General features: G+C 67.5%; 20 protein-coding genes. 10 read left to right on the top strand and 10 right to left on the bottom strand.

The window, feature by feature from the left end:
* A complete protein-coding gene (locus OHA68_RS41700; RefSeq protein WP_327105161.1) occupies nucleotides 1-546 on the top strand; it encodes a PadR family transcriptional regulator in 546 nt (181 codons plus the stop codon).
* Nucleotides 547-585: 39 nt separating this feature from the next.
* Nucleotides 586-1,905, top strand: coding sequence for an FAD-dependent oxidoreductase (locus tag OHA68_RS41695; protein ID WP_327105160.1), 1,320 nt, complete (start codon nucleotides 586-588; stop codon nucleotides 1,903-1,905).
* 5 nt (nucleotides 1,906-1,910) lie between these two features.
* Here OHA68_RS41695 and OHA68_RS41690 read toward each other — a convergent pair whose 3' ends face one another.
* A complete protein-coding gene (locus OHA68_RS41690; RefSeq protein WP_327105159.1) occupies nucleotides 1,911-3,113 on the bottom strand; it encodes a cytochrome P450 family protein in 1,203 nt (400 codons plus the stop codon).
* A 254-nt stretch (nucleotides 3,114-3,367) separates the two neighbouring features.
* Here OHA68_RS41690 and OHA68_RS45490 point away from each other — a divergent pair, with 254 nt between their 5' ends.
* On the top strand, nucleotides 3,368-3,550 hold the full coding sequence (locus OHA68_RS45490) for a NucA/NucB deoxyribonuclease domain-containing protein (protein WP_407674397.1): 183 nt from the start codon (nucleotides 3,368-3,370) through the stop codon (nucleotides 3,548-3,550).
* A gap of 58 nt (nucleotides 3,551-3,608) precedes the next feature.
* On the opposite strand, the gene OHA68_RS41685 is transcribed toward OHA68_RS45490, so the two are convergent.
* A complete protein-coding gene (locus OHA68_RS41685; RefSeq protein WP_327105158.1) occupies nucleotides 3,609-4,163 on the bottom strand; it encodes a hypothetical protein in 555 nt (184 codons plus the stop codon).
* Between the two features lie 225 nt (nucleotides 4,164-4,388).
* Between OHA68_RS41685 and OHA68_RS41680 the strand changes: the two genes are divergently transcribed.
* Nucleotides 4,389-5,063 carry a maleylpyruvate isomerase family mycothiol-dependent enzyme gene (locus OHA68_RS41680; RefSeq protein ID WP_327105157.1) on the top strand — a complete coding sequence of 225 codons (675 nt, stop codon included), beginning with the start codon at nucleotides 4,389-4,391 and terminating at the stop codon, nucleotides 5,061-5,063.
* Here the strand turns inward: OHA68_RS41680 and OHA68_RS41675 are convergent.
* Nucleotides 5,005-5,532, bottom strand: coding sequence for a hypothetical protein (locus OHA68_RS41675; protein ID WP_327105156.1), 528 nt, complete (start codon nucleotides 5,530-5,532; stop codon nucleotides 5,005-5,007). The two genes, OHA68_RS41680 and OHA68_RS41675, sit on opposite strands and share 59 nt — an antisense overlap.
* Nucleotides 5,533-5,791: 259 nt before the next feature.
* Here OHA68_RS41675 and OHA68_RS41670 point away from each other — a divergent pair, with 259 nt between their 5' ends.
* The 3 genes from OHA68_RS41670 (at nucleotide 5,792) to OHA68_RS41660 (ending at nucleotide 8,654) form a co-directional block, all read left to right on the top strand.
* Complete coding sequence (locus OHA68_RS41670) at nucleotides 5,792-6,043, top strand: hypothetical protein (protein ID WP_327105155.1); 252 nt, start codon at nucleotides 5,792-5,794, stop codon at nucleotides 6,041-6,043.
* Nucleotides 6,040-8,106, top strand: a complete 2,067-nt coding sequence (locus OHA68_RS41665) for a hypothetical protein (RefSeq protein WP_327105154.1) — start codon at nucleotides 6,040-6,042, stop codon at nucleotides 8,104-8,106. The genes OHA68_RS41670 and OHA68_RS41665 overlap by 4 nt, the downstream gene beginning before the upstream one ends.
* A 263-nt stretch (nucleotides 8,107-8,369) precedes the next feature.
* On the top strand, nucleotides 8,370-8,654 hold the full coding sequence (locus OHA68_RS41660) for a hypothetical protein (protein WP_327105153.1): 285 nt from the start codon (nucleotides 8,370-8,372) through the stop codon (nucleotides 8,652-8,654).
* Nucleotides 8,655-8,670: 16 nt separating this feature from the next.
* Here OHA68_RS41660 and OHA68_RS41655 read toward each other — a convergent pair whose 3' ends face one another.
* Nucleotides 8,671-10,239 (bottom strand): hypothetical protein, encoded by a 1,569-nt coding sequence (locus OHA68_RS41655; RefSeq protein WP_327105152.1) that lies wholly within the window; start codon nucleotides 10,237-10,239, stop codon nucleotides 8,671-8,673.
* 242 nt (nucleotides 10,240-10,481) lie between these two features.
* Here OHA68_RS41655 and OHA68_RS41650 point away from each other — a divergent pair, with 242 nt between their 5' ends.
* Nucleotides 10,482-11,042, top strand: coding sequence for an ATP-binding protein (locus OHA68_RS41650; protein WP_327105151.1), 561 nt, complete (start codon nucleotides 10,482-10,484; stop codon nucleotides 11,040-11,042).
* Between the two features lie 124 nt (nucleotides 11,043-11,166).
* On the opposite strand, the gene OHA68_RS41645 is transcribed toward OHA68_RS41650, so the two are convergent.
* From OHA68_RS41645 to OHA68_RS41635, 3 genes are all read right to left on the bottom strand, one after another.
* Complete coding sequence (locus tag OHA68_RS41645) at nucleotides 11,167-12,111, bottom strand: C45 family peptidase (protein ID WP_327105150.1); 945 nt, start codon at nucleotides 12,109-12,111, stop codon at nucleotides 11,167-11,169.
* Between the two features lie 216 nt (nucleotides 12,112-12,327).
* Entirely contained in the window at nucleotides 12,328-12,729 is a 402-nt protein-coding gene (locus OHA68_RS41640; protein WP_327105149.1) for a RidA family protein, read from the bottom strand.
* A gap of 216 nt (nucleotides 12,730-12,945) precedes the next feature.
* The gene (locus tag OHA68_RS41635; protein WP_327105148.1) at nucleotides 12,946-15,126 is read right to left on the bottom strand and encodes a dehydrogenase E1 component subunit alpha/beta; all 2,181 of its coding nucleotides are present in this window, start codon (nucleotides 15,124-15,126) and stop codon (nucleotides 12,946-12,948) included.
* A gap of 240 nt (nucleotides 15,127-15,366) precedes the next feature.
* Between OHA68_RS41635 and OHA68_RS41630 the strand changes: the two genes are divergently transcribed.
* Nucleotides 15,367-16,716, top strand: coding sequence for a hypothetical protein (locus tag OHA68_RS41630; protein WP_327105147.1), 1,350 nt, complete (start codon nucleotides 15,367-15,369; stop codon nucleotides 16,714-16,716).
* 51 nt (nucleotides 16,717-16,767) lie between these two features.
* Here the strand turns inward: OHA68_RS41630 and OHA68_RS41625 are convergent, their stop codons facing one another.
* From OHA68_RS41625 to OHA68_RS41615, 3 genes are all read right to left on the bottom strand, one after another.
* Nucleotides 16,768-17,043: a hypothetical protein gene (locus OHA68_RS41625; RefSeq protein ID WP_327105146.1), complete on the bottom strand. Its 276-nt coding sequence runs from the start codon at nucleotides 17,041-17,043 to the stop codon at nucleotides 16,768-16,770.
* 189 nt (nucleotides 17,044-17,232) lie between these two features.
* Complete coding sequence (locus OHA68_RS41620; protein ID WP_327105145.1) at nucleotides 17,233-18,093, bottom strand: ABC transporter permease; 861 nt, start codon at nucleotides 18,091-18,093, stop codon at nucleotides 17,233-17,235.
* Nucleotides 18,090-18,944 (bottom strand): ATP-binding cassette domain-containing protein, encoded by an 855-nt coding sequence (locus OHA68_RS41615; protein WP_327105144.1) that lies wholly within the window; start codon nucleotides 18,942-18,944, stop codon nucleotides 18,090-18,092. The genes OHA68_RS41620 and OHA68_RS41615 overlap by 4 nt, the downstream gene beginning before the upstream one ends.
* Nucleotides 18,945-19,010: 66 nt before the next feature.
* On the opposite strand from OHA68_RS41615, the gene OHA68_RS41610 reads away from it, so the two are divergent.
* Complete coding sequence (locus OHA68_RS41610) at nucleotides 19,011-20,495, top strand: recombinase family protein (protein WP_327105143.1); 1,485 nt, start codon at nucleotides 19,011-19,013, stop codon at nucleotides 20,493-20,495.
* Nucleotides 20,496-20,596 lie beyond the last annotated feature (101 nt).

The raw sequence follows: 20,596 nt of genomic DNA, 5'->3' as shown, positions 1-20,596 counted from the left end.
ATGCGAGCAACGCGCCTTTTCATTCTCGGCGCCCTGGCCGACGGCGGCCCCATGCACGGGCACAAGATCCGAGCCGCAGCGCAAGTCGACCGGGTCGAGTTGTGGGCGGACATCAAGCCCGGATCGCTGTACGGCGCGCTGCGCCGGATGGCGGACGAAGGCGTCGTCGAGGTGGTCCGCACCGAGCAGGAAGGCAATCTCCCTGCTCGGACGGTGTACGGCATCACCGACAAGGGCCGGGCCGAGCTGGTCTCGGTGATCAGGTCCGTCCTGGCCGACACGAGCCTCCGGCCGGATCCGATCCAGCTGGTTCTCCTGCACGTCGACGAGATCGGGCGCGATGAGCTGCGCGCGGCGGCCCAGCAACGGCGCGACTCCTACGGCACGCAGTTCGACTTCTGGCGCAACCTCCGCACCGTGGCCGAGCCCCACCTGACCAGGTTGGAGGCCGTCGCCTTCGACCACACTCTGATGCGGCTCCAGACGGAGGTCACCTGGCACGACCGCCTGCTGGCGGAGCTCGCGGACCCGACCGAGCAGACCTGACGGCACGAGCTACGCGTCCTCACAGAAAGCGGAACTCTCATGTCCCCGAAGAGATTGGACGTCGCCGTGATCGGCGGCGGGATCGGCGGGCTCTGCCTGGCGCAGGGTCTGAGGCGAGCCGGCGTGCGCGTCACCGTGTACGAACGGGACCGCACGGCCGACTCGCGGCTCCAGGGCTTCCGGCTGAACATCGAGCCGACCGGGAGCGCCGCCCTGCACGCCTGCCTGCCCCCCGTCCTGTGGGAGCTGCTGGTGGCCACCGCGGGCGACCCAGGGCGCGGGATCGGCTTCCGCGACGAGCGGATGCGGCCGCTCATCCTCATCGGGCAGGGCGGCCCGGCTCGTGACCCGCTGGACCCCGCGACCAGCGAGCACGCGGTCAGCCGCGTCACGCTGCGCAAACTGCTGCTGGCCGGTCTGGAGGACGTCGTCCGCTTCGACCATGAGTTCACCGGCTTCGCACGGGGGGACGACGGGACGGTCACGGCGAAGTTCGCCAACGGCACCACCGCGACCGCCGACGTGCTCGTCGCGGCCGACGGCGTCAACTCCCGGGTGTGGTCGCAGCTCCATCCGGAGGCCGGCCGCACCGAACTGCCGGCGACGGCCGTCGCCGGCAAGCTGTTCCTCACCGAGGAGAACCGGCGATGGCTGCCGGACCTGCTCGCCGGCCGGAACGTCTTCTGGCCGCGCAGGGACTTCCTGTTCACCGCGATCTTCCACAGGCGCGAGCACCCCGCGTCGATCACCGCCAGGCTCGGCGACCGGGTGCGCGCGCTCGGGCTCGACCCGGAACACCTGCTGGCGGACTCACATGACGACGACTACGTCCTGTGGGCGTTCATCACACACCGCGACTCCCTCCCGGCGAGCTTCACGTCGAAGGCGCAGGACGACCCGGCCGCGCTGCGGGAGTTGCTGGCCGAGCGGACGGCCGGGTGGCATCCCGACCTGCGCCGCCTCCTGTCCGCCTCGACCCCGGACACCCTCTACCGGACCGGGTTCAGCGCCGCCGAACCGATCGTCCGGGGTGAGACCGGCAATGTCACCGGGCTCGGGGACGCCGTCCACCACATGCCACCGGTCGGCGGGCTCGGCGGCAACACGGCGCTGCGCGACGCACACCGGCTCTGCACCGCGCTCACCGCGGCCGACCGTGGCGAGGAGTCGTTGGTGCGGGCGTTGGGCGCCTATGAGGCGGACATGCTGCGCCACGGGTTCGAGACGGTCCGCGAGGTGGTGCGCAACACCGAAGCCGCGATCACCAGAAGCACGCTGAAGCGATCAACGACTCGAAGGTTCTTCCGGGTCTGCGGGGCCATCCCGCCCCTCGGCCGCGCGGTGTTCGGGAAGCGCTGAGGCGGTCAACTGTGAAGGCGGACGGGCAGCCGGGTGACGCCGCGCTGGAAGTCGGATCGCCGGCCGACTTCCTCAGCCGGTACCGCCAGTTCCAGGTGGGGAAACCGAGTCATCAGCGCGGTGAACACGACCTGTCCCTGCAGACGGGCCAGCGGCGCGCCGAGGCAGTAGTGGAGGCCATGCCCGAAACCCAGATGCGGGTTCTGCGCACGGTCCAGCCGCAGCTCGCCCGCGTCCTGGAAGCGGGCTCCGTCACGGTTGGCCTCTGCCAGGCTGACCAGCACCCGTGAGCCGGCCGGAATGGACCGACCGCCGAGCTCGATCGCCTCAGTGGTCCTGCGCTGCGTCGCGGTGGCGACCGGCGACTCGTACCGGATGAACTCCTCGATGGCGGTCGGCAGCAGCTCGGGTTCGTCGCGTAGCCGGATCCATCGGTCGCGGTCGTCGAGCAGGACGAACACGCCGTTGCCGATCAGGTTGACAGTGGTCTCATGGCCGGCGATCAACAGCATGAACACCATCGACGTCAGCTCGTCCTCGGACAGTCGATCGTCCTCCTCACGCGCCGCAAGCAGACCGCTCAGCAGGTCATCGCCGGGATGCGCGGCCCGGTCGGCCAGCAGGGCCCGTATGCGCTTCAACACTCTCGCCAACGCGTGGGGCATCTCGTGCTGCCGGGCCGGGCCGGCAGCCACGATCGCGGACCAGTCGCGGAACTCGATGCGATCCTCGACCGGCACGCCAAGGAGCTCGCAGATGACCTGCAGCGGCAGCGGGTAGGCGAACGTCTCGATCAGATCGACCGTCTCGTGGGCGGCGATCGCATCGAGCATCTCGGCGGTCATCTGCTCGATGCGCGGGCGTAGAGCCTCGACGCGGCGGGCGGTGAACGTGGCCGAGATCAGCCGGCGTAGGCGCGTGTGGTCCGGAGGGTCGAGGAACATCATCATGCGCAACATCGAGCCGGCGAGCTCCGGCTCAAGGCCGAGTTCCTCGGCCTTGAGCACCTTGGACAGACGCCGGTCCGACAGCGCCTGCTGAGCAGCCTCGTAGCCGGTGACCAGCCAGGCCGAGGTGCCGTTGGGTAAAGTGATCATCTGGACATCAGAGGTCACTGCACTCTCCTCACATCGCGCCCACAGATCGTTCCGCGGTGAATGCGCGTTCACAACGATATTGCGGTGTTCGCGGTCTTGGGTGCCCGGCAAGCCGGTCGGCCAGCGGCGCGGGGGCCTTCCCCGAGGTGTGGAGACCCTCTACCAGCCTGGGTCCAGTGCCGCCGACCGCAGCGAGGAGCAGCCGCCGCGGGCGTTGGGCGCCTACGGGGCGGACCTGCTGCGCCACGGGTTCGCGACGGTCCGCATAAGCATTGGCTCAAAGGCAGGGGAACGAATTACTGTAAATACTACTTCTCCGAGAAATATCCGAGATCCATCCCGACTATCCTGCGCCGGCAGTCTGGATGAACTGCGATGAGTACCCCTTCGCCACGACCAAGCAAGGAGCGGCCTCCGCGAACGGCCACTACTCCCTGCGTGCGGTGAACGCCAAACAGAACCGCGCCCAAGGAGATGCCCTGGGGGCCTTCTATGCGCATTACCGCGTAGGCTCGAACAACCCCTTCTGGGTGGCGGTCGTAGACTAGTCGCTTTTCACGGTGACCATGATGAAGGGAGGGTGCCCATGCCCCCTCCCTTCATCGCTCAGACAGTGCCCGAAGCGTACTGGTCAGGGTCGAACCCGTCAGGATCCAAAAGGTACTGGAAATTCCTGCTCGTAGTCTTGAGCACAGCGGGATCATGAAAGGGCTCAGGCCATATCTGTAGGTGGTGAACCAGTGCTCCTGCGTGATCGTCCAGGCCTGTGACATAGAACCTGATGCGATATGGTCCGGGACCGGCCGGTAGTGGGGTGAGATCGTGGGTCCTGGGCTCATCCCAGTCCCACTCGAGCAGAACGATCCGGCCCGACAGGGACTCGAAACTGATCTCCACAGCGTCTTCATGGCTTTCGAGGTCGGCGCCCGGATCCCGATCGGCCACGACCACCGTGATGGGCACTTCCCCCATGTCGATGCCCATGTTCAGGGTGGCAAGGCCAGGTGTCACGCGGATGACGCCCACTGAAGAGGTGGGCGAGTCTTCGGAATCGCCTGACACATCTCCATCCAGTAGTTCGTCCGCAAGGTAGACCTGCCCATACCACACCTTGGCCATTAATCGGCTGGTATCGACGGCGAATGGCTCTTCTCTGTCCATGTGAGCAAGTATAAAAAGCGACTTGACGGCGGAGCACCTGGTTCTCATGATGCTGAGGTTGAAGGGCTGCAGTTACCTCTTCGAGGCGTGATGATTGCCCCGGACCGGTCATAACGGAAGCTGACTGTCGCAGGAGCTCGGGGACGGCCGCGACCAGCGAGCACGCGGTCAGCCGCGTCACGCTGCGCAAACTGCTGCTGGCCGGTGGAGATATGGTGTGCCACCATGCCTGATCTCTTCTGGATGGACGCCGGCACCGCCTACTTCGCCGCCCGCCTGGACGGGGCCGACCTCTACGCGGACTCCTCCCTGCCCGGCTGGACGCGCCGGCACGTGGTGGCGCACGTCGCGGCCAATGCCCGCGGCCTCGGCCGGCTCGCGCACTGGGCCGCGACCGGCGAGAAGACTCCCATGTACGCCTCCGCGCAGGCGCGCAACGCTGAGATCGAGGAGCTGGCCACGCTTCCGCCCGAGGCGCTGGTGGCGCTGTTCGAGCAGACCGCCGCCGACTTCCGCGCGGCCCTGCTCAGCCTGCCGGAGCCACGGTGGGAGGTGCTGGTACGGACTGCGCAGGGCGTGGTGGTGCCCGCCTCGGAGATCGTCTGGATGCGCTGCCGTGAGATGTGGATTCACGGCGTGGACCTGGGGACGGGCGGCGGGTTCGCGGACTTCCCGCCGGACCTGCTGGACGCGCTGCTCGCGGACGTGGCCAAGCTGTGGGAACGGCGCGGCGAGGAGCTCGCGCCCGTGCTGATCACGACCGACACCAAGGCGACTTTCCGCGCCGGTGACGCGCAGGGCCACGAGGTGCACGGGACCGCCGCCGAGTTGGCGGCCTGGGTCACTGGGCGCGGCCCCGCACCGCATGCGGGGGCGCCGGCGATCGGCGGCTGGCTCTAGGGAAGGCCAGCCCGGTCACGTCTTTCCGGAGTCCCACGCGCCGGAACCGAAGGCGCGCATATCCAGGTCGTACGCCTCGCCCTTCGGGTCCGCCCAGGTGGTCAGGCCCTGTCCTCGCGAAGGACGCGCTGTAAGTCGTCCAGCCAGATCGCAGGCCGTCGGGGGTGAGCATGGCGCCGAATCCGTCGCGGCTCGGCTCTCCCCAGCTCACCCACCGGAAGTAGGCGTCGGTGACCTCGTCCCACACGAAGCGGTCACCCAGTTGATACACCTCGTACTCCGGCTGGCCGGGTGTGTAGGTCGTCAGCGTCCACCGGCGAGGGTCGGCCTGGTCCAGCACCCACAGGAAGAGCCGGCCGTCCTGCTCCTGGAACGTGACCTGAAGCCCGGTGAGAGCGGCCATCGCGAGCAGCGCGCCCGGGGGGAGCGTAGGCGACGGTACGCGGGTCGACGCGGGTGGTGAGGTCATGGCCGCTGCCATCGTCGCGAGTGGCGTCGGCCGGGCGTTGAGAGCGCATCATCGGATTCTGGTAAGTGTCCGTTAAGGCGGCAATGAGTATCGACCGGTTCTCTGTGTGTGGCTAAGCCATAACCCCATACGGGGTATAGACCAGAAGCTCCTGTTCCATAGCCATTTCGCTGGGTTCGCAGTATTCGGCTTCACCGCGTCCCAGCTCGCGGTTACGATGCGATCGGCCCGGCGTCCCCGAGATCAGCGAGACCAGGCGATGATGGCGACGCAGGAACAGATCGACGCCGCGAGGCGGCACATCGAGCAACTGCGCGATCACCACGCGAACGACGTGGTCGCGCTGGTTCGCCTGGTCGAAGAGGGCGCGATCAAAGGTCAGGCCGGAGACAGGCTCGCCGCCGATCTGCGGGCGTGGGATCGGGGCTTCAAGGACCTGTTCACGCGGGCTCTGTCGCTGCTGGACTCGCTCCAACCGTCCGACCAGGCCAAGGGAGCGCCCACGCGATGAGTCCCCAGCTCGGCATCAACCCCACGCTGATGACGCAGCTGATCAATGGCATGAGGCGGGTGAGCGGTACCATCCCGGACATCGGCCGGCAGGTGGAGCGGACCCTGACCTCGCTGGACATCCAGTTGTGGGGCCCGACCGCACTGCATGGCATCGGCCGCCAGATGAGCGACCAGATCCCCGCGCTCCAGGGTCGCCTCGACCTGATCCTCGCCGAACCGGACCACAAACTGGGCAAGGGCGGCATGCTGTGGGCCAGCGAATCCGACTGGCTGTCGAAGTCTCCCGCCGAAGGCGCGGCAGCCGCCAAGAAGCTGGCCGCGAGGCTCCGGGACAAAGTCGGGAGCCATTCGCTGGACGCCGAGACGGTGGCAGAGATCGAGCGGCACAAGAACGACCCGTTCTTCGCCCTGGCCTTCGCCAAGGAGATCCCGCCGCGCGAGCTCAAAGCTCTGCTCGCCAGGACGTACGACTCCGACCTGCCGCCGTCGCAACGCCCGCTCCAGCACGACGTCGCGCTTCAGGAACGGCTCGGCACGATGCTCAGCACCCTGCTCGGTACGGCCTCCCGGGGCGTGGGCCGGATGAGGCTGGCCGACGACTATCCCGATCGGCTGGTCGAGAACGTCGAAAACCCGCAGGACGCGTTCGCGGTGAAGAAGCTGCTCCAGGACGGCGAGTTCGACCACAGGTTCCTGCTCACCGTGGCCCAGAAGCTCTACGACCAGGACGTGGCTCACCCGCCCGACCTCAGCCTCCCGCGAGACCCCTGGACGATGCCCGGCCCCAAGGACATCACGCCGGGCGACCTCAGCCCCATGGGCACGGTTCTGACCGCGCTGGCCCACCATCCCGCCGTCGCCCAGGACTTTTTCACCGACCCACAACGCCGGCCGCTGGCCTACCTGATGCGGAAGCACCCCTGGCAAGGCGACGCCGACGCGGATCTCGGCTGGGCGATCGAGGTGGCCAGCACCGAATTCCGCGACCACGACCTGCCGCCGGGGGACTCGCGCGGCTACAAGTCGGCGCTGATCGCCTCGTGGGCGGTCCACTTCTGGAGCGACCCCAAGGCCCAGGCGAACCTTCCGCAAACCCGCGCCCACCTCGGCAAGGTCCTCGCGCAGTACACCGGCGACGTGCACCGCGACACACAGTCGTTCACGGCGAAAATGCCGGGCGTGGTGACAGGCTCCGACGCGGACAAGAATCTGAGCGGCGAGGAACCCTATGGCGCCAAGTTCAACGCGAAGGATATGCAGAAGGTTATGACCTGGGCCTTCGAGAGCGATGATGCGTTCAAAACCGTGGCCGTCGCGCACGGGCAGTACGCCACCAAGATGCTTGACGAAGTAGCCGGCAAGATCGCAGTCGAGGTCAAGGCCGAGTTCGAGGCGTGGCGGAAGTCGCACCCGGAAGCCACCGAACAGCAACTCGACGCCATGCGGCAGGAAATACTTGAGGAACGTATGAGCCGCAGCGAAGGCGCCGAGTTTGCCACGGCCACGCGAAGTCTCAGCATGACGACATGGGTGATCACCGATGCCGCCAACATCGCCGACATCAAAGCAGCGAAGGAGAACGATGCGCGGTTCGCCACGTGGAAGGAAATAACTGAGAAAGTGGTCGGACTGGCGCCGGGGCCGCAAGGTAAGTTTGTCGGACTCCTGGTCGACTCCGCGAAGGGGAAGATCTTCGGAGAGATAAAGTCAAGCCATGAGCAACACGCACGTGCGGACGCGGACACGGCAACGGGAGCCGCCAAACACATGTTCACTGATCTCACGGCGGCGGCGATGATGCGCCACGGCCTCTTCGGGGACGCATCCGTGCCAGCGGAGACGCATCCGCATTACCACAAGGACTTCGCCCCTGGATCGGAAGGCTACTTCCTAGCCGATGGGAAACTTATTCCCTGGGCCGAAATGAATGCTGACCAGCGCGAGGACTATGAAGAGTGGCTAGGGGTAAACGCAACCGGTCGTGTCCTTGGTCAGCCGAGTGAATCAATCGCGGCCGGCTTCAGGGATGCTACAGATTACTATTCCGGAAGCGGCTCATGACGAAGTGGTTGACGGTCTCAGTCCTCGCAGTCCTCGTATTGGCAGCCGCCTGCTCGTCTCCACCCGCTCCGCCGCCGGATAACCGGCCGCTGGGCAATGTGACCGCTGCCCCGCAAGAATGTGACTTGATCTCGGCGAATGCCATCAAAATCGCCACTGGTCTCAGTGCTTACACCGCCTACGGGACCAAGGCGGATGGAGGTCGAAAACTAGCATCATGTTCGGTTCATGAGGAAGCGGGCCAAGAAGACGGAGGGGGACTCTTGATCGAAGTCTTCGACCCGTCCCCGCATGACTCGGCAGACCTGGAGAACACCAAGGCCGCCACTAAAGGGATTGACCTACCCGCCGAACTGGGGCCAGGCTTCGCAGCACGGCGGATGAACGGTAAGGATCAAACCGTAGCCTTCGTCTACGGTTGGACGCCTGACTACGAGCGCCTTCTCACCATCAACATCATGGAAGGCGCACCCGGCCGGGACTCCCTTGCGGACGCGACCGAATTCTTCCGCCAGCTCAAGCCCCTCTTGCTGGACAAGCCCAAGTGACCGGTAGAGCCGACGTTCACCTCAAGCCGCAGAATCGCAGGGTCTCGTCCAGTTGGCGGACGTAGGTGGTGTCCGCCCAAGGCTGTAGCCGGGCCCGGGCCTGGTTGATCTCATCGGCCAGTCGGGCTGAGCTGTGCTGCCTGGTGATGACGGCGGCCTCGGTCAGCCGGGTGGCGGCCTCGGGAATCTCTTTGGCCTGGGCCAAAGCGCCAGCGTACCGGGCGAGCACGAATCCATGACGCCTCCTGAACCTGGCGTCATGCTCGGCCAGGAAGCCCTCGGCCGCCTTAACCGCGTCTTTGGGCTGATTCAGCCGAACCAGCAAGGTGGCCCTCCTGGATTCCATCACCGATGGCGAGATCCAGTACAAGTACGCCGGTTCGTTGTCCTTCGGCGCTCCGGCCGACGCGAGCGCGCTGTCATGCGCGCGGGCGCTCGCTGTGGCATCCCCTTCGGCGGCGTAGGCGAGCGCGAACAGTGATTGGTACAGGGGGCACAGCAGCTTGCTGGGAGATCGGGTGGCCCAGCTCTGGATGGCGAAGGCATGGTCGAAGACGGCGGCCGTTCGGTTCTGATCAGTGGCCATCCTGCCCAGCCAGTAGTGCACATAGGCGATCAACGTCGGGTCGCCGAGGTCGAGCGCCACGCGCAGGCTGTCGCGCAGGGGTTGCCCGGCCGCCGCATAGTCGAGCAGATCGTAGGTCAGGTAGCCGACCAACTGTGACAGCTGCGCGTACGTATCGAGGAGGCGATCACGCAAACCCGGGCCCATCGACTCACGTGCGAGGATCTTGCCGACCGCTGCCCGTTGTCCATTGACCACAGGCAGCAGCGTCGCGGGGCCGGACACATCGTCGGCTCGCCGCACGTGCAACGTCATCTTCTCAAGGGTTCGTACGGTGGCTTCGTCCATCCGCCAGGTGTTGCGCAGTACTCCGGCCAGGCGTTCCTCTTCCTCAGGGGTGAGGACACGCAGCACGTTGAGTGCCTGACTTCCGCCCAGCCCCAGGGCCAGTTCGAAGAGCAGTTCCCGTCGCTTCACATCGCTCTCCTCGACACCGATGTCGCGCAGCAACCGCACGCACGCTGGCGCGTCCCATGCTGTCTTGCCCGAGGAGGTGTGTCCTGCATCGGTCTGCGGGGTGACACGATTGTCGCGATTCCGCCGGGTGGGCTGGTTGGCGTCGAGGTGGCGGAAGTCCGTGTCGCTGATCATGGTGCGATCGGTGGCGTCATAGGAGGCCATGACCTCAGCGGACAGCAGGCTCCGGGATGTGGTCTGGTAGATCTCGGCCAGGGTGGTGAGGAGACGGGCCGGTGGTCGGCGGCCCGCTTGTGGCCAGGCTTCATGCTCGTACAGTCGTGATTCGCGCAGCGTGGCGGTGCCCGCCGGGTCGGCGTCGCTGACCATGGCGATCACGTCGGTCGCCGTGCGGCCGTGGGCGAGCCGGTAGAGCCGCAACGGGCTCACCTCGTGTGTGAGCGCGAGCACCTCGGCGATCTGGTCCCAGGTGTAACCCTTCTCCCGTAGACGCTTACTCCAGGAGCGAGCCTGCACCAGGATTCGGTAACTGTCGCTGGACATCCCCACCACCTCCACGCCGATTTATACGCACAGTAAAGCAAGAGTCACGGACAGAAAGCGTGGCAGGGCGGCGATTCGGGCCGCAGCGGGACCGCGATCCTGGCCGGGTAGGTGTTCGCGCAGGTCAACAGTGATGCGAGGCTGGTTACCCGTACTGACGGAGTGGTAATTCGCGCAGCGCGCCCGATGGGCCAACGTAGAGGCCAGAAGCCGAACCCCTACGTGTCCATGGAGAGCCACCAGTGCACAACACCACCGAACGGGCGGACGTACCCCTGCTCATCCCCCGGCAGCGTGACCAGGACCCGAGCGCAGACCCGTCCGGCCCGGTCCTCCGCGAGCACATCGACGCGATGATCGACCTGCACCCGGGCGGCATGACCTGGCGGCGGACCTATCCCGGCGCCCTCCACCAGATCCCTCACGCCCGCCACTTCGCCCGCTACCTCCTGGCCGACGCCCCCTGCCAGGAGGACGCCGAACAGATCGTCGCCGAACTCAGCGCCAACGCCGTTCACCACACCGCCAGCGGCCGCTCTCGCGGAACCTTCATCGTGGAGATCACCCGTACGACCGCCACGATCACCCTCGCGGTCTACGACTGCGGCTGGGGCGGCGTGCCGCGCTTCGGCACGCGGTGCTGGACCACCTCGGAGCGCGGCCGGGGCCTGGCCATCGTGGCCGCGCTCGCCGACCAGGTCGGATGCGAGGGCGACGAGGAGGTGGGCCACAGGGTGTGGGCGAGGATCCACGACCGCCAGGCAGCTCAGGCGTACTGGCTGTCGGGGCGCGGCAGGCCGTAGTGCGCGCGCAGGGTCGACCCGTTGTACTCCTTTCCTGAACAGGCCGTGGCGGCACAGGATGGGCCTGTCGGCGGCGGGTGCATTCACGTTCTTGCAAGATCTTCGTGCAGGGGTGGGAAGCCCTTCAGCCGGCCCGGCCCAAGGTCACGGTGCGGGTTCCGGATGCGAAGTCACCGAAGGACTGCTGCCAGGACTCACCGGGCCAGTAGTACGTCACCCGGCCCTCGACGGGCCGGTAGTGGGCGGTGTAGAGCGTTCTCGCCCCCTGCTCGTCGACGGATCGATACAGCGGCGGCTTCAGCATTGCCGCCACGTTCGTACCCGCGGCGCGTATGGCGCGCAGCCGCTCCTGCGTCCGCAAGTCCCGCTCCTGATCGGCGGTCACCGGCAGGTGCTGGTGATTGGCGGCGCAGGCATCCGGCGCCACCGTCAAGGACATGTCCGGTCCCACGAACACCGTCATCGCCTTCTTGGGATCGACAAGGGTGAGGTTCTGGGGGACGGCGACCGGCAGGGACCGCAGCCTGTCGACCGCCTCATCGACGGCGTCGCACGTCTCGAGCAGGTAGCGCACGAGGATGAGAATGGCGAAGCCGCGTCCGTAGACGGAACGTCCGCCCCAGGTGAGCGAGACCGCGAGACCGGCGTCGTTCATCCCGTCCAGCAAGCCCCACAGCATGTCCTGCATCCCGATCACGGGGCGCAGGAAGCAGGAGGAGACGATGGTCCCCTCGCACTGATCGGGCCGTAGGTCATAGTTGCGCAGCAGAGTGCCGTTCTGGCCGATCTGGGTGCAGGCCTGGGAGAACGGCCGCAGTGCCGCGTGCGTGAGGAAGGCTTCCGCCTCGGGCCGGTCGAGTTGGCCGGCCAGGCGGTCCAGAACCGGGACCAGTTCCGGCATGTGCGCACGGAACAGCGCCCGAACACGATCCGCGCCCTCCGGAGTCCGGCCCTCCTCGGTCAGCAGGCCCTCCATCTCCTGCCACAGGGCCCGGGCGTAGGCGGCCCACCGCCCGTCGCCGCCGTCGCCGACCTCGATCGCCTGGAAGGCCTTGTGCTGTCGCCGCACGGCTGTCACTCCCAGGTGAGCATCGGATGAGGTGCGGTCAACTTAGCTAATTGGGCAGGTATTCACCGGGTGGCCGCCATCGCGACGGCCAGGCGCTGGATCTGATGAAGCCGCTGAACGCGAGCGTGGCCGGCTCCAAGCAGGCGAACGTGTCCCGCGTTGGAAGGCCGGGAGCCAAGATCTTGAGCATTGCTCCACTGTCGCCCGCCTGTGCCGCTACTTTCCGCCGCTGCGGTCGAGGGCGATGACCTCTACCTCTATGTGCCAGTCCGGCTGCGCAAGTGACACCACTTCGATCAGCGTGTCAGCGGGGTAGGGCTTGGTCAGGAACTCCCCGCGGAGCTGGATCACGTGGTCGAGGTTGGCCGCCATGTCGCGGACGAAGATGCCGACCTTGACGACGTCCGAGAAGGAGGCTCCGGCAGCGGCCAGCACCGTCTCCACGTTGCGGAACGCCTGCCTGCCCTGCTCCAGGAACTCCCCGGAGACGGTGGCTCCGGTCTCGTCGAATCCGGCCTGACCCGAGACGAAGATGAGACCGTTCGCGCGGATGGCCTGGGAAATGTTGTACGGCTCGTACCAGTCGGGGCGGGTGGCGACCTTGCTGATGTCACTCATGCGTACGTACCTCTCGATGGGCTCCTGGCGCGGCCATCGGCCGCATCCGCACCACCACTACCCGCGCCGGCTGCACCGAGACTCTCACCCGCCTTCGCCCGGCATGCCGAGTGCCAGCAGCAGATCGGTACGGACGTCGGCGGTGTTCGTGCTGGGGCCCAGCCGGCCCACGTCGAGCACCAGGACGCGGTCGGCCGGGGACGGGGGCCGAGGCGGTCAGCTCAGCAGCTTGTGGGCCGCCTCCTCGATCTCTTCCTCCGACAGCAGCACGTGGTCGGCCGCGGCGCCCAGCGGGATGAAGCTGTCGGCCGAGGTGACGCGGGCGATCTGGCCCTGGAACCCCGCGCCGACGAGCTCGGCTACGACCCCTTCCGAGACGCCGCCGCTGTGCCGGGTCTCGTCGGCGATCAGCACCTTGCCCGTCAGCTCCGCCGCCCGTACCAGATCCTCCACCGGCAGTGGCGCCAGCCAGCGCAGGTCGAGCACCCGGCAGCTGACCCCCTCCTGGGTGAGCCGTACGGCCGCGCGCAGGCTCATCCGCAGCCCGTTGCCGAACGTCACGATCGTCAGGTCGCGCCCGTCGCCGTAGGAGCGGGCGCGGCCGATCGGCACGTGCGTCTCCGCCCAGCGCGCGGGCGGCGCGTACGGGGCGAGCCAGCCGCCGTCGCCCGCGTCGAACAGGTCCCTGGTGTGGTAGAGCGCGATCGGCTCCAGAAACACGCAGACCGAGCCTTGTGTACGGGCCGCCGCCAGGCAGGTGCGCAGCATGGCCGAGGCGTCGTCCGGGCGCGACGGCGCGGCGACGACCAGCCCCGGGATGTCCCGCAGCGCGCCGACGGCGTTGTCGTTGTGGAAGTGGCCGCCGAACCCCTTCTGGTAGGCCAGGCCCGCGACCCGCACCACCAGCGGGTTGGGGTAGGCGCCCTGGGAGAAGAACGACAGCGTGGCCGCCTCGCCGCGGATCTGGTCCAGCGCGTTGTGCAGGTAGGCCAGATACTGGATCTCCGGCACCGGCAGCAGCTTGGACACCCCCGCGCCCAGCGCCAGCCCGAGGATGGACTGCTCGTCGAGGAGCGTGTCGAAGACCCGGCTGCCGCCGAAGCGCTTCTGCAGGCCCCGGGTGACGCCGTAGACGCCGCCCTTCTTGGCCACGTCCTCGCCGAAGACCATCATCTCCGGGTAGACGGCCAGCGCGTCGGCGAGCGTGCGGTTGATCGACTGGGCGAGCGTCATTGGCTGCTCCGTCTCGGGCAGCGCGCCCGCGAACGCCTTCACTCTGACACTGCTCTCCGCCGCGACCGGGCTGATCTTGGCGATCAGGTCGGCGTGGCGCGGCGCGATCGGCTTCATGACCTCCTTGGCGGAGGCCAGTCGCGGGCTGCGGGTGGTCTCCAGTGCGATCCGCAGGACGTGCTCGCGCGACAGTTCGTACCGCTTGAGCAGCTCTTCCGGCGTGGTCACCCCCGCCTCCACCAGCAGCCGGGCGGTCCGCAGCAGAGGGTCGCGGGCCAGGTCGGCGCGGATCTCCCGCTGGGTGCGATAGGCCGCCTCGACGTCGGAGCCGGCGTGGCCCATCAGCCGCACGGTGGACAGGTGCAGGAAAGCGGGGGAGCGGCTGGTGCGTACGTAGGAGACGGCGCGCTGGGCCGCGTCGTAGGCGTCGGCCAGGTCGCAGCCGTCGGCGGCGAAGTATTCGATGCCGGGTCGGCGGGCGGCCGCCGCCACCCAGCCCTTGGGCGTGCGGACGCTGATGCCGATGCCGTTGTCCTCGCACACGAACAGGATCGGCAGCGGCTGTCCCTGGTGGGTGGCGTAGGCGGCGGTGTTGAAACCGGTCAGCGCCGAGGCGTGGTTGATCGAGGCGTCGCCGAAGCTGCAGACCGTGATCGCGTCGTCCGGCCACGCCTGGCCGGCGTCGAGCGCGCGGGCTCGTTCGATGGCGAGGGCCACCCCCACGGCTCGCGGCAGATGGCTGGCGATCGTGGAGGTCTGCGGGATGACCGCCAGGTCGGGGTGGCCGAACACCTTGTGCCGGCCGCCCGCGATGGGCTCCTCCGCCGAGGCGGTCAGGCCCAGCAGGACGTCGCGGATGCCCTGGTCGGGAAGCCGTCCCGCCTGCTCCGACCGGGTCAGGTAGAAAGCGCCGGAGCGGTAGTGGAGCAGGGCGGGGTCGTCGGGCCGCAGGGCGGCGGCGACGGCCGCGTTGCCCTCGTGCCCGGCCGAGCCGATCGTGTAGAAGCCCAGATCCTGCTCCCGCAGCCAGCGGGCGGCGATGTCGAGCAGCCGGCTGTCGAGTTGGCGCCAGTAGAGCGCGTGGCACCGCTCGCCGGTGAGAGCGGTCCCCTCGCGGATGGGATTCGCCGGATCTCGGGCCGCGCCCGTCTCAAGAGTCGCCACCGCTTGAATGAAATGAGTCTCAACTGTGTCGCGCGCCACAAAGCCGATTATGTCTTCCGTGGGCTCTCACGTCTGCCAGTCGGCGGGGAGATGTTCTGGACCGGTCCTTTTGACATAGATCTATGACGGATTGTCAGAATTGAGAACTTTGGGCCTTGTCGCGGCGTCTACTGAGACGAAACACGTGGCACCCTCAAATGCCGCGTTGAAACCCCTGGGGTATCCAGAAAGGAAACCCGCATGTTACAACGCATCCGTGTAGTAACCGTCGTGCTCGCGATGGGCGCCGGGGCGCTGGCCCTGACGTCACCCGCGTCGGCGGAAGTCCAGGCCGCGGCACCGGAGATCTCCAACGTCCAGCTGAGCCCGGCATCCCCGATCGTCGTCTCCGACAAGGCCGTCACGGCGACGTTCACGTTCTTCGCCAAGGGCGCGACCAGCGCCGAGTTCCAGCTCAAGGCGCCCGGCCAGGCGGGGGTCTTCACCCCGGTGAAGGCCGATGCCGGACTGAAGCGCGGCGAATGGACCCGGTGGACCGCCACCAAGTCCTTCGACGCCGCCTCGGCCGGCACCTGGAACTTCCTCGCCCTCGCCAAGGGCGACGGCGAAGCCTCCACCAAGGGCGCCTTCGAGGTCAAGAAGGCGCTCCCCACCACCAAGATCGTTGGATTCGACGCCGACCCCGGCCGCGTCGACGCGGGCGACAACGTCAGGGTCTCCGGCCGGCTCGAGGTCGACGGCAAGGCCTTCGCCGGGCAGAAGGTCACCATCGCCTTCCGCGGCAGGGGCTCCGACACCTTCCGGAACGTCACCAGCGTGACCTCCGGCGGCAACGGCTGGTTCGCCGCCCAGGTGCGGGCCGAGGCCACCGGGTGGTGGCGGGCCGAGTTCGCCGCCACTTCCGCGGCCGGCGGCTCGGTCAGCGACACCGCACGGGTCGGCGTCAGGGTCAGAGACCGTGACAGCCGTATCGTCGACTTCGACGCCCGCCCCGAGCCCGTCGACCAGGGCGACCGGCTCAGCTTCACCGGCGCCCTGCGCACCGACGCCCGCGCCCTGCCCGGCCAGCGCGTCACCATCAGGTTCAAGGCGAACGGCTCCCGGCACTGGAAGTACGTCACCAGTGACGTGACCGACCGTCACGGCCGCTTCTGGGCCTCCACCACCGCGGAGGAGTCCGGCTGGTGGCGGGCGGAATTCCGCGGCGCTCGCGGGGTCGACGGCTCGGTGAGCCGACCCACCTGGGTCAAGGTCGTCGAACCGCAGCAGGAGAAGGCGGACAGCCGCGTCATCGGGTTCAACGCCTACCCGGAGCCGGTCGAGCGCGGCGAGTTCCTGCGGATCAGGGCCGCGCTGCAGGTCGATGACGAGGGCGACTGGGAGGGCTACCGGGGCAAGGTGGCCCTGTTCTTCAAGGCCAACGGCTCCGACTCCTACCGGTACGTCAAGTCCACCTGGTCCAGCGAGAGCGGCAGGCTCTTCACCAAGGTCCGGGCCTGGAACTCGGGCCGGTGGAGGTTCGTCTACGGCGGCGACGAGGACACCAACGGCGACGCCAGCCGTTCGGACCACGTCCGCGTGATCCGCTGACCCCGTAAAACGAAGAGGCCCGGGACGAATGTGTCCCGGGCCTCTGTCACGTCAGTTGACCCGATCGGCGGGGGCCGTCGCGCCAAGGCTCAGCAGCATGCTCTTGATCTCGCCGAGCTGGCCGTCCACCTGGGTGAACCGCTGGTCCACCTGCTCGAACCGCTGGTCCATGTGCTCGAACCGCTGGTCTACCTGCGCGAACCGCGCATCCGTCTGAGCGCTGAGCTGGTTGAATCGCTCATCGATCTTGTCGAGCAGATTGATTGCGACCGCGTCCACCCGCTCGTGAAGAGTGGTGAAACGTTCTGCGATTGTCGAGTCAGGCACGCCGCTCACTGTACGAGACTCGAGGGCCGAAAGCCTGACTTCGAAGTCACTCATTCGAGCTTGCAGGCTGAACATAGGGGGTTCCCTTCCATAGAGGAATGTCGCACCATGCATCTGGAAAGTTACCGTCCGTGAATGCCCATCCGCATTCGAACACGAGACCTTTGTTGGCGCTCCAACCAGGCAGGGCTAGTCGGCGCGCCTGAACTGGGCGATTCCCACGCCCAGCAGCACCGCGCCCAGGGCCGCGACCAGGCCGAGCTCCACCGGGATCGGCACCTGCCAGTCGAACCACTGCACCCCCGGGTTCAGGGTCGCGTTCACCGCCGGTGGCACGTCCAGGGTCGCGAAGACGGCCTGCCGCATCGGGTCCACCGCGTACGTCATCGGGTTGACGACCGTCAGCACGTGCAGCCACGACGGCAGGTTGGCCAGCGGGAACATCGCGCCCGACAGGAACATCATCGGCATGATCGCCATCTGCATCAGCCCGAAGAACGTCTGCATGTTCTTCATCCGGGCCGCGAGCATCACACCGAAGGCGGTGATGGTGAACGCCGCCAGGAACATCTCGCCCAGCAGCGTGAGCATCAGGACGGGCGAGTAGGGGACGCCCACCAGCCCGGCCATGGCGAGGATGATGACGCCCTGCCCGGTGGCGACGATCGCGCCGCCGAGGCACTTGCCCACCACGATCGCGGCGCGCGAGACCGGCGCCACGAGCATCTCGCGCAGGAAGCCGAACTCGCGGTCCCACACGATCGACCCGGCGGAGAACATCCCCGTCATGATCACCGTCATCGAGATCATGCCGGGGTACATGAAGGTACGGAAGTCCACTCCCGGGATCGACCCCTGCACGAGCGAGCCCAGCCCGGTGCCCATGACGAACAGCCAGAGCACCGGCTGCAGCAGCATGGACAGCATGCGGGTGCGGTCGTTGAGGAAGCGCAGCAGCTCGCGGTGCAGCACCACCTTGACCGCGCGCAGGTCGTGACCCGCGCTGCGGGCGGGCACCCGCACCCTGATCGCCTCTGTGGTCATGGTCATCGCCTCGCCATCGTGCGCATCCACGCCATGTTGTTGTCGTCGCCGGCCTCGGCGTCGCGGATCGTGGAACCGGTGTAGGACATGAACACGTCGTCCAGCGAAGGACGCGACACGCTCACCGCCGTGATGGGCATGCCGAGCTCGGCGAACAGCCGGGGCACGAACTCCTCGCCCGAGGCCACCGCGAAGGTCACCGCGCCCTCGTGCACGGCCGCCTCCAGGCCGAACCGGTCACGCAGCGCCTTGATCGCGGCCTCGTCGTCGCGGGTGTGGATCTGCACCCGGTCCTTGCCGACGCTGGCCTTGAGCTTCTCCGGGGAGTCGATCACCACCACCTCGCCGTGGTCGATGATCGCGATCCGGTCGCAGTACTCGGCCTCGTCCATGTAGTGGGTGGTCATGAAGATGGTGATGTCCTCGCTGATCCGGAGCTGGTTGATGTAGCCCCAGATGGCCGCGCGGGTCTGCGGGTCGAGCCCGACGGTCGGCTCGTCCAGGAACAGCACCCGGGGCGAGTGCAGCAGACCGCGGGCGATCTCCAGCCGCCGCTTCATGCCGCCGGAGAACGTCATCACCTTGGCGTCCTTGCGGTCCCAGAGGGCGACCATCTCCATGACCTGCTTGATCCGGTCGCCGACGATGGCCTTGGGCACGCCGTACAGCTCGGCGTGGAAGCGGAGGTTCTGCTCGGCGCTGAGGTAGCCGTCGAGGGTCGGGTCCTGGAAGACCAGGCCGATGTTGCGGCGGACCTCGTCGCGCTCCCTGACCACGTCGTGCCCGGCGACCGTGGCGGTGCCGCCGGTCGGGTTCACCAGCGTGCAGAGCATGCTGATGGTGGTGGTCTTGCTCAACCCTCGATTCCGACGCTTCTCCCGCATACGCTGTGACCAGCGGTCAAGCACAAGGGAGCATGGGACATGGCGAAGCGAGCGGCAATCCTGGCAAGGATCTCCGATGCCGAGATTGACGAGACGGCCGGTGTCGATGATCAGGTGGCGGACATGCGGAAGTACGTCGCTTCCCGTGGCTGGACTCTCGACGAAGCCCACATCTTGATCGAGAACGACACGAGCGCGTACAAGGTCGATAAGCGCACCGGCCGGACCAACCGGCCGAAGTTCCACAAGGCGAACGACCTCCTTCGCACCCGTGCCGTTGACGTGCTCGTGGTGCTCGACATTGACCGGCTCGCCCGTCAGCCCCGAGACCTCGAAGACACGATCGACATCGTGACCGGCTCGGGGTTCGCGGTGACGTGCGAGAGCCTGACCGGCTCATGTCAGCTCACCGACGATTCCGGGATCATGGTCGCCCGGATCATGTGTGCCGCCGCGAACAAGTCGAGCCGGGACACCGCGCGCCGCGTGAGCCGTGCTCGGCAGCGTCAGGCCGAAGAAGGCTCGTTCGGGGGCGGCCGTCGCCCGTACGGCTTCGCGGACGACGGCGTGAGCCCGATCGAGTTCGAGACGGCCGTGATCCGGCGCATGGCGGACGTGGTGTTGCTGCCGACCTTCGGCATGCCGAAGGGTCCGAGCGTCGCGGGTATCGCCCGTGACCTTCGCTCGGACGGCATCCCGGCGGCCGATGGTGGCCAGTGGACCGCGCCGACCGTCCGTGACGTGCTCATGCGCCCCCGGAACGCCGGGCTCATGGTCCACAAGAAGGGCACCGGCCGGAAGACGTACGGCCCTGGTGACGTGGTCGGCACCGCGCCATGGGACGCGATCGTGACCCCTGATGAGTTCTGGGTGATCGTGGGCAAGCTCAGCGACCCGAACCGGCGGACGAACCCCGGCGTCGCGCCCCGTCACCTTCTGTCCGGCATCGCGACGTGCCCGTGTGGCGCTGTGGTCCGCGTGACGGGATCGAGCGGCAAGCGGGACCGGCCGATCTACGCATGCCAGGGCGGTACGGGACGCGCCCCCGGACCGCACGCGACCGCGCCGCAAGGCGAGCTTGACGCGCTCGTGGAAGGGCTCGCCGTCGTCATCCTGGCTCGGGACGCGGCCGACCTGATCAAGCCGTCTCAGGGCACGGTGGACGCGGGCAAGCTTCGCGGTCAGGTGGCCGTCCTTCGCGAGAGCAAGGCTCAGCTTGGCGAAGATCGGGACATGGGGCTTGTCGATCGTCCCGAGTACCTTCGCCGGGCGAAGAAGCTTCAGGTCCGGATCGAAGACCTCGAACGTCAGCTTGCCGACGTCGCCGACGTCTCGCCCCTGGCAGCGTTCGCCGGGGTCGAGTCCGAAGACGCGGCGCGGAAGGTCTGGGAAGGGCTCGGGGTCGGCACCCGCCGGGAGATCATTCGCGCCATCATGACGATCACGCTCAAGCCCGCCGGGAAGGGCTTCCGGCCGTCGATCGACCAGCGCGTGACGATCGAGCCGATCAAGCCTCAATCTTGAATCTGGCGGAATACAAAAGGGCCGGTGACCTGGAAGAACAGGCACCGGCTCTCGACTTGCATTAGGTAAAACGGTCCCCTACCGTGTAGGTAGATCGCTGG

Source organism: Nonomuraea glycinis (genome assembly GCF_035920485.1).
GTDB lineage: Bacteria > Actinomycetota > Actinomycetes > Streptosporangiales > Streptosporangiaceae > Nonomuraea > Nonomuraea glycinis.
Note: the sequence above shows the minus strand (reverse complement) of the source record. Positions and strands in the feature narration are given on the sequence as shown.

Excerpts from the sequence above, each read along its gene's own strand:
- OHA68_RS41700 (WP_327105161.1), top strand. The coding sequence starts at position 1 with ATGCGAGCAACGCGCCTTTTCATTCTCGGCGCCCTGGCCGACGGCGGC.
- OHA68_RS41695 (WP_327105160.1), top strand. The coding sequence starts at position 586 with ATGTCCCCGAAGAGATTGGACGTCGCCGTGATCGGCGGCGGGATCGGC.
- OHA68_RS45490 (WP_407674397.1), top strand. The coding sequence starts at position 3,368 with ATGAACTGCGATGAGTACCCCTTCGCCACGACCAAGCAAGGAGCGGCC.
- OHA68_RS41685 (WP_327105158.1), bottom strand. The coding sequence starts at position 4,163 with ATGGACAGAGAAGAGCCATTCGCCGTCGATACCAGCCGATTAATGGCC.
- OHA68_RS41680 (WP_327105157.1), top strand. The coding sequence starts at position 4,389 with ATGCCTGATCTCTTCTGGATGGACGCCGGCACCGCCTACTTCGCCGCC.
- OHA68_RS41675 (WP_327105156.1), bottom strand. The coding sequence starts at position 5,532 with ATGACCTCACCACCCGCGTCGACCCGCGTACCGTCGCCTACGCTCCCC.
- OHA68_RS41670 (WP_327105155.1), top strand. The coding sequence starts at position 5,792 with ATGATGGCGACGCAGGAACAGATCGACGCCGCGAGGCGGCACATCGAG.
- OHA68_RS41665 (WP_327105154.1), top strand. The coding sequence starts at position 6,040 with ATGAGTCCCCAGCTCGGCATCAACCCCACGCTGATGACGCAGCTGATC.
- OHA68_RS41655 (WP_327105152.1), bottom strand. The coding sequence starts at position 10,239 with ATGTCCAGCGACAGTTACCGAATCCTGGTGCAGGCTCGCTCCTGGAGT.
- OHA68_RS41640 (WP_327105149.1), bottom strand. The coding sequence starts at position 12,729 with ATGAGTGACATCAGCAAGGTCGCCACCCGCCCCGACTGGTACGAGCCG.
- OHA68_RS41630 (WP_327105147.1), top strand. The coding sequence starts at position 15,367 with ATGTTACAACGCATCCGTGTAGTAACCGTCGTGCTCGCGATGGGCGCC.
- OHA68_RS41620 (WP_327105145.1), bottom strand. The coding sequence starts at position 18,093 with ATGACCATGACCACAGAGGCGATCAGGGTGCGGGTGCCCGCCCGCAGC.
- OHA68_RS41610 (WP_327105143.1), top strand. The coding sequence starts at position 19,011 with ATGGCGAAGCGAGCGGCAATCCTGGCAAGGATCTCCGATGCCGAGATT.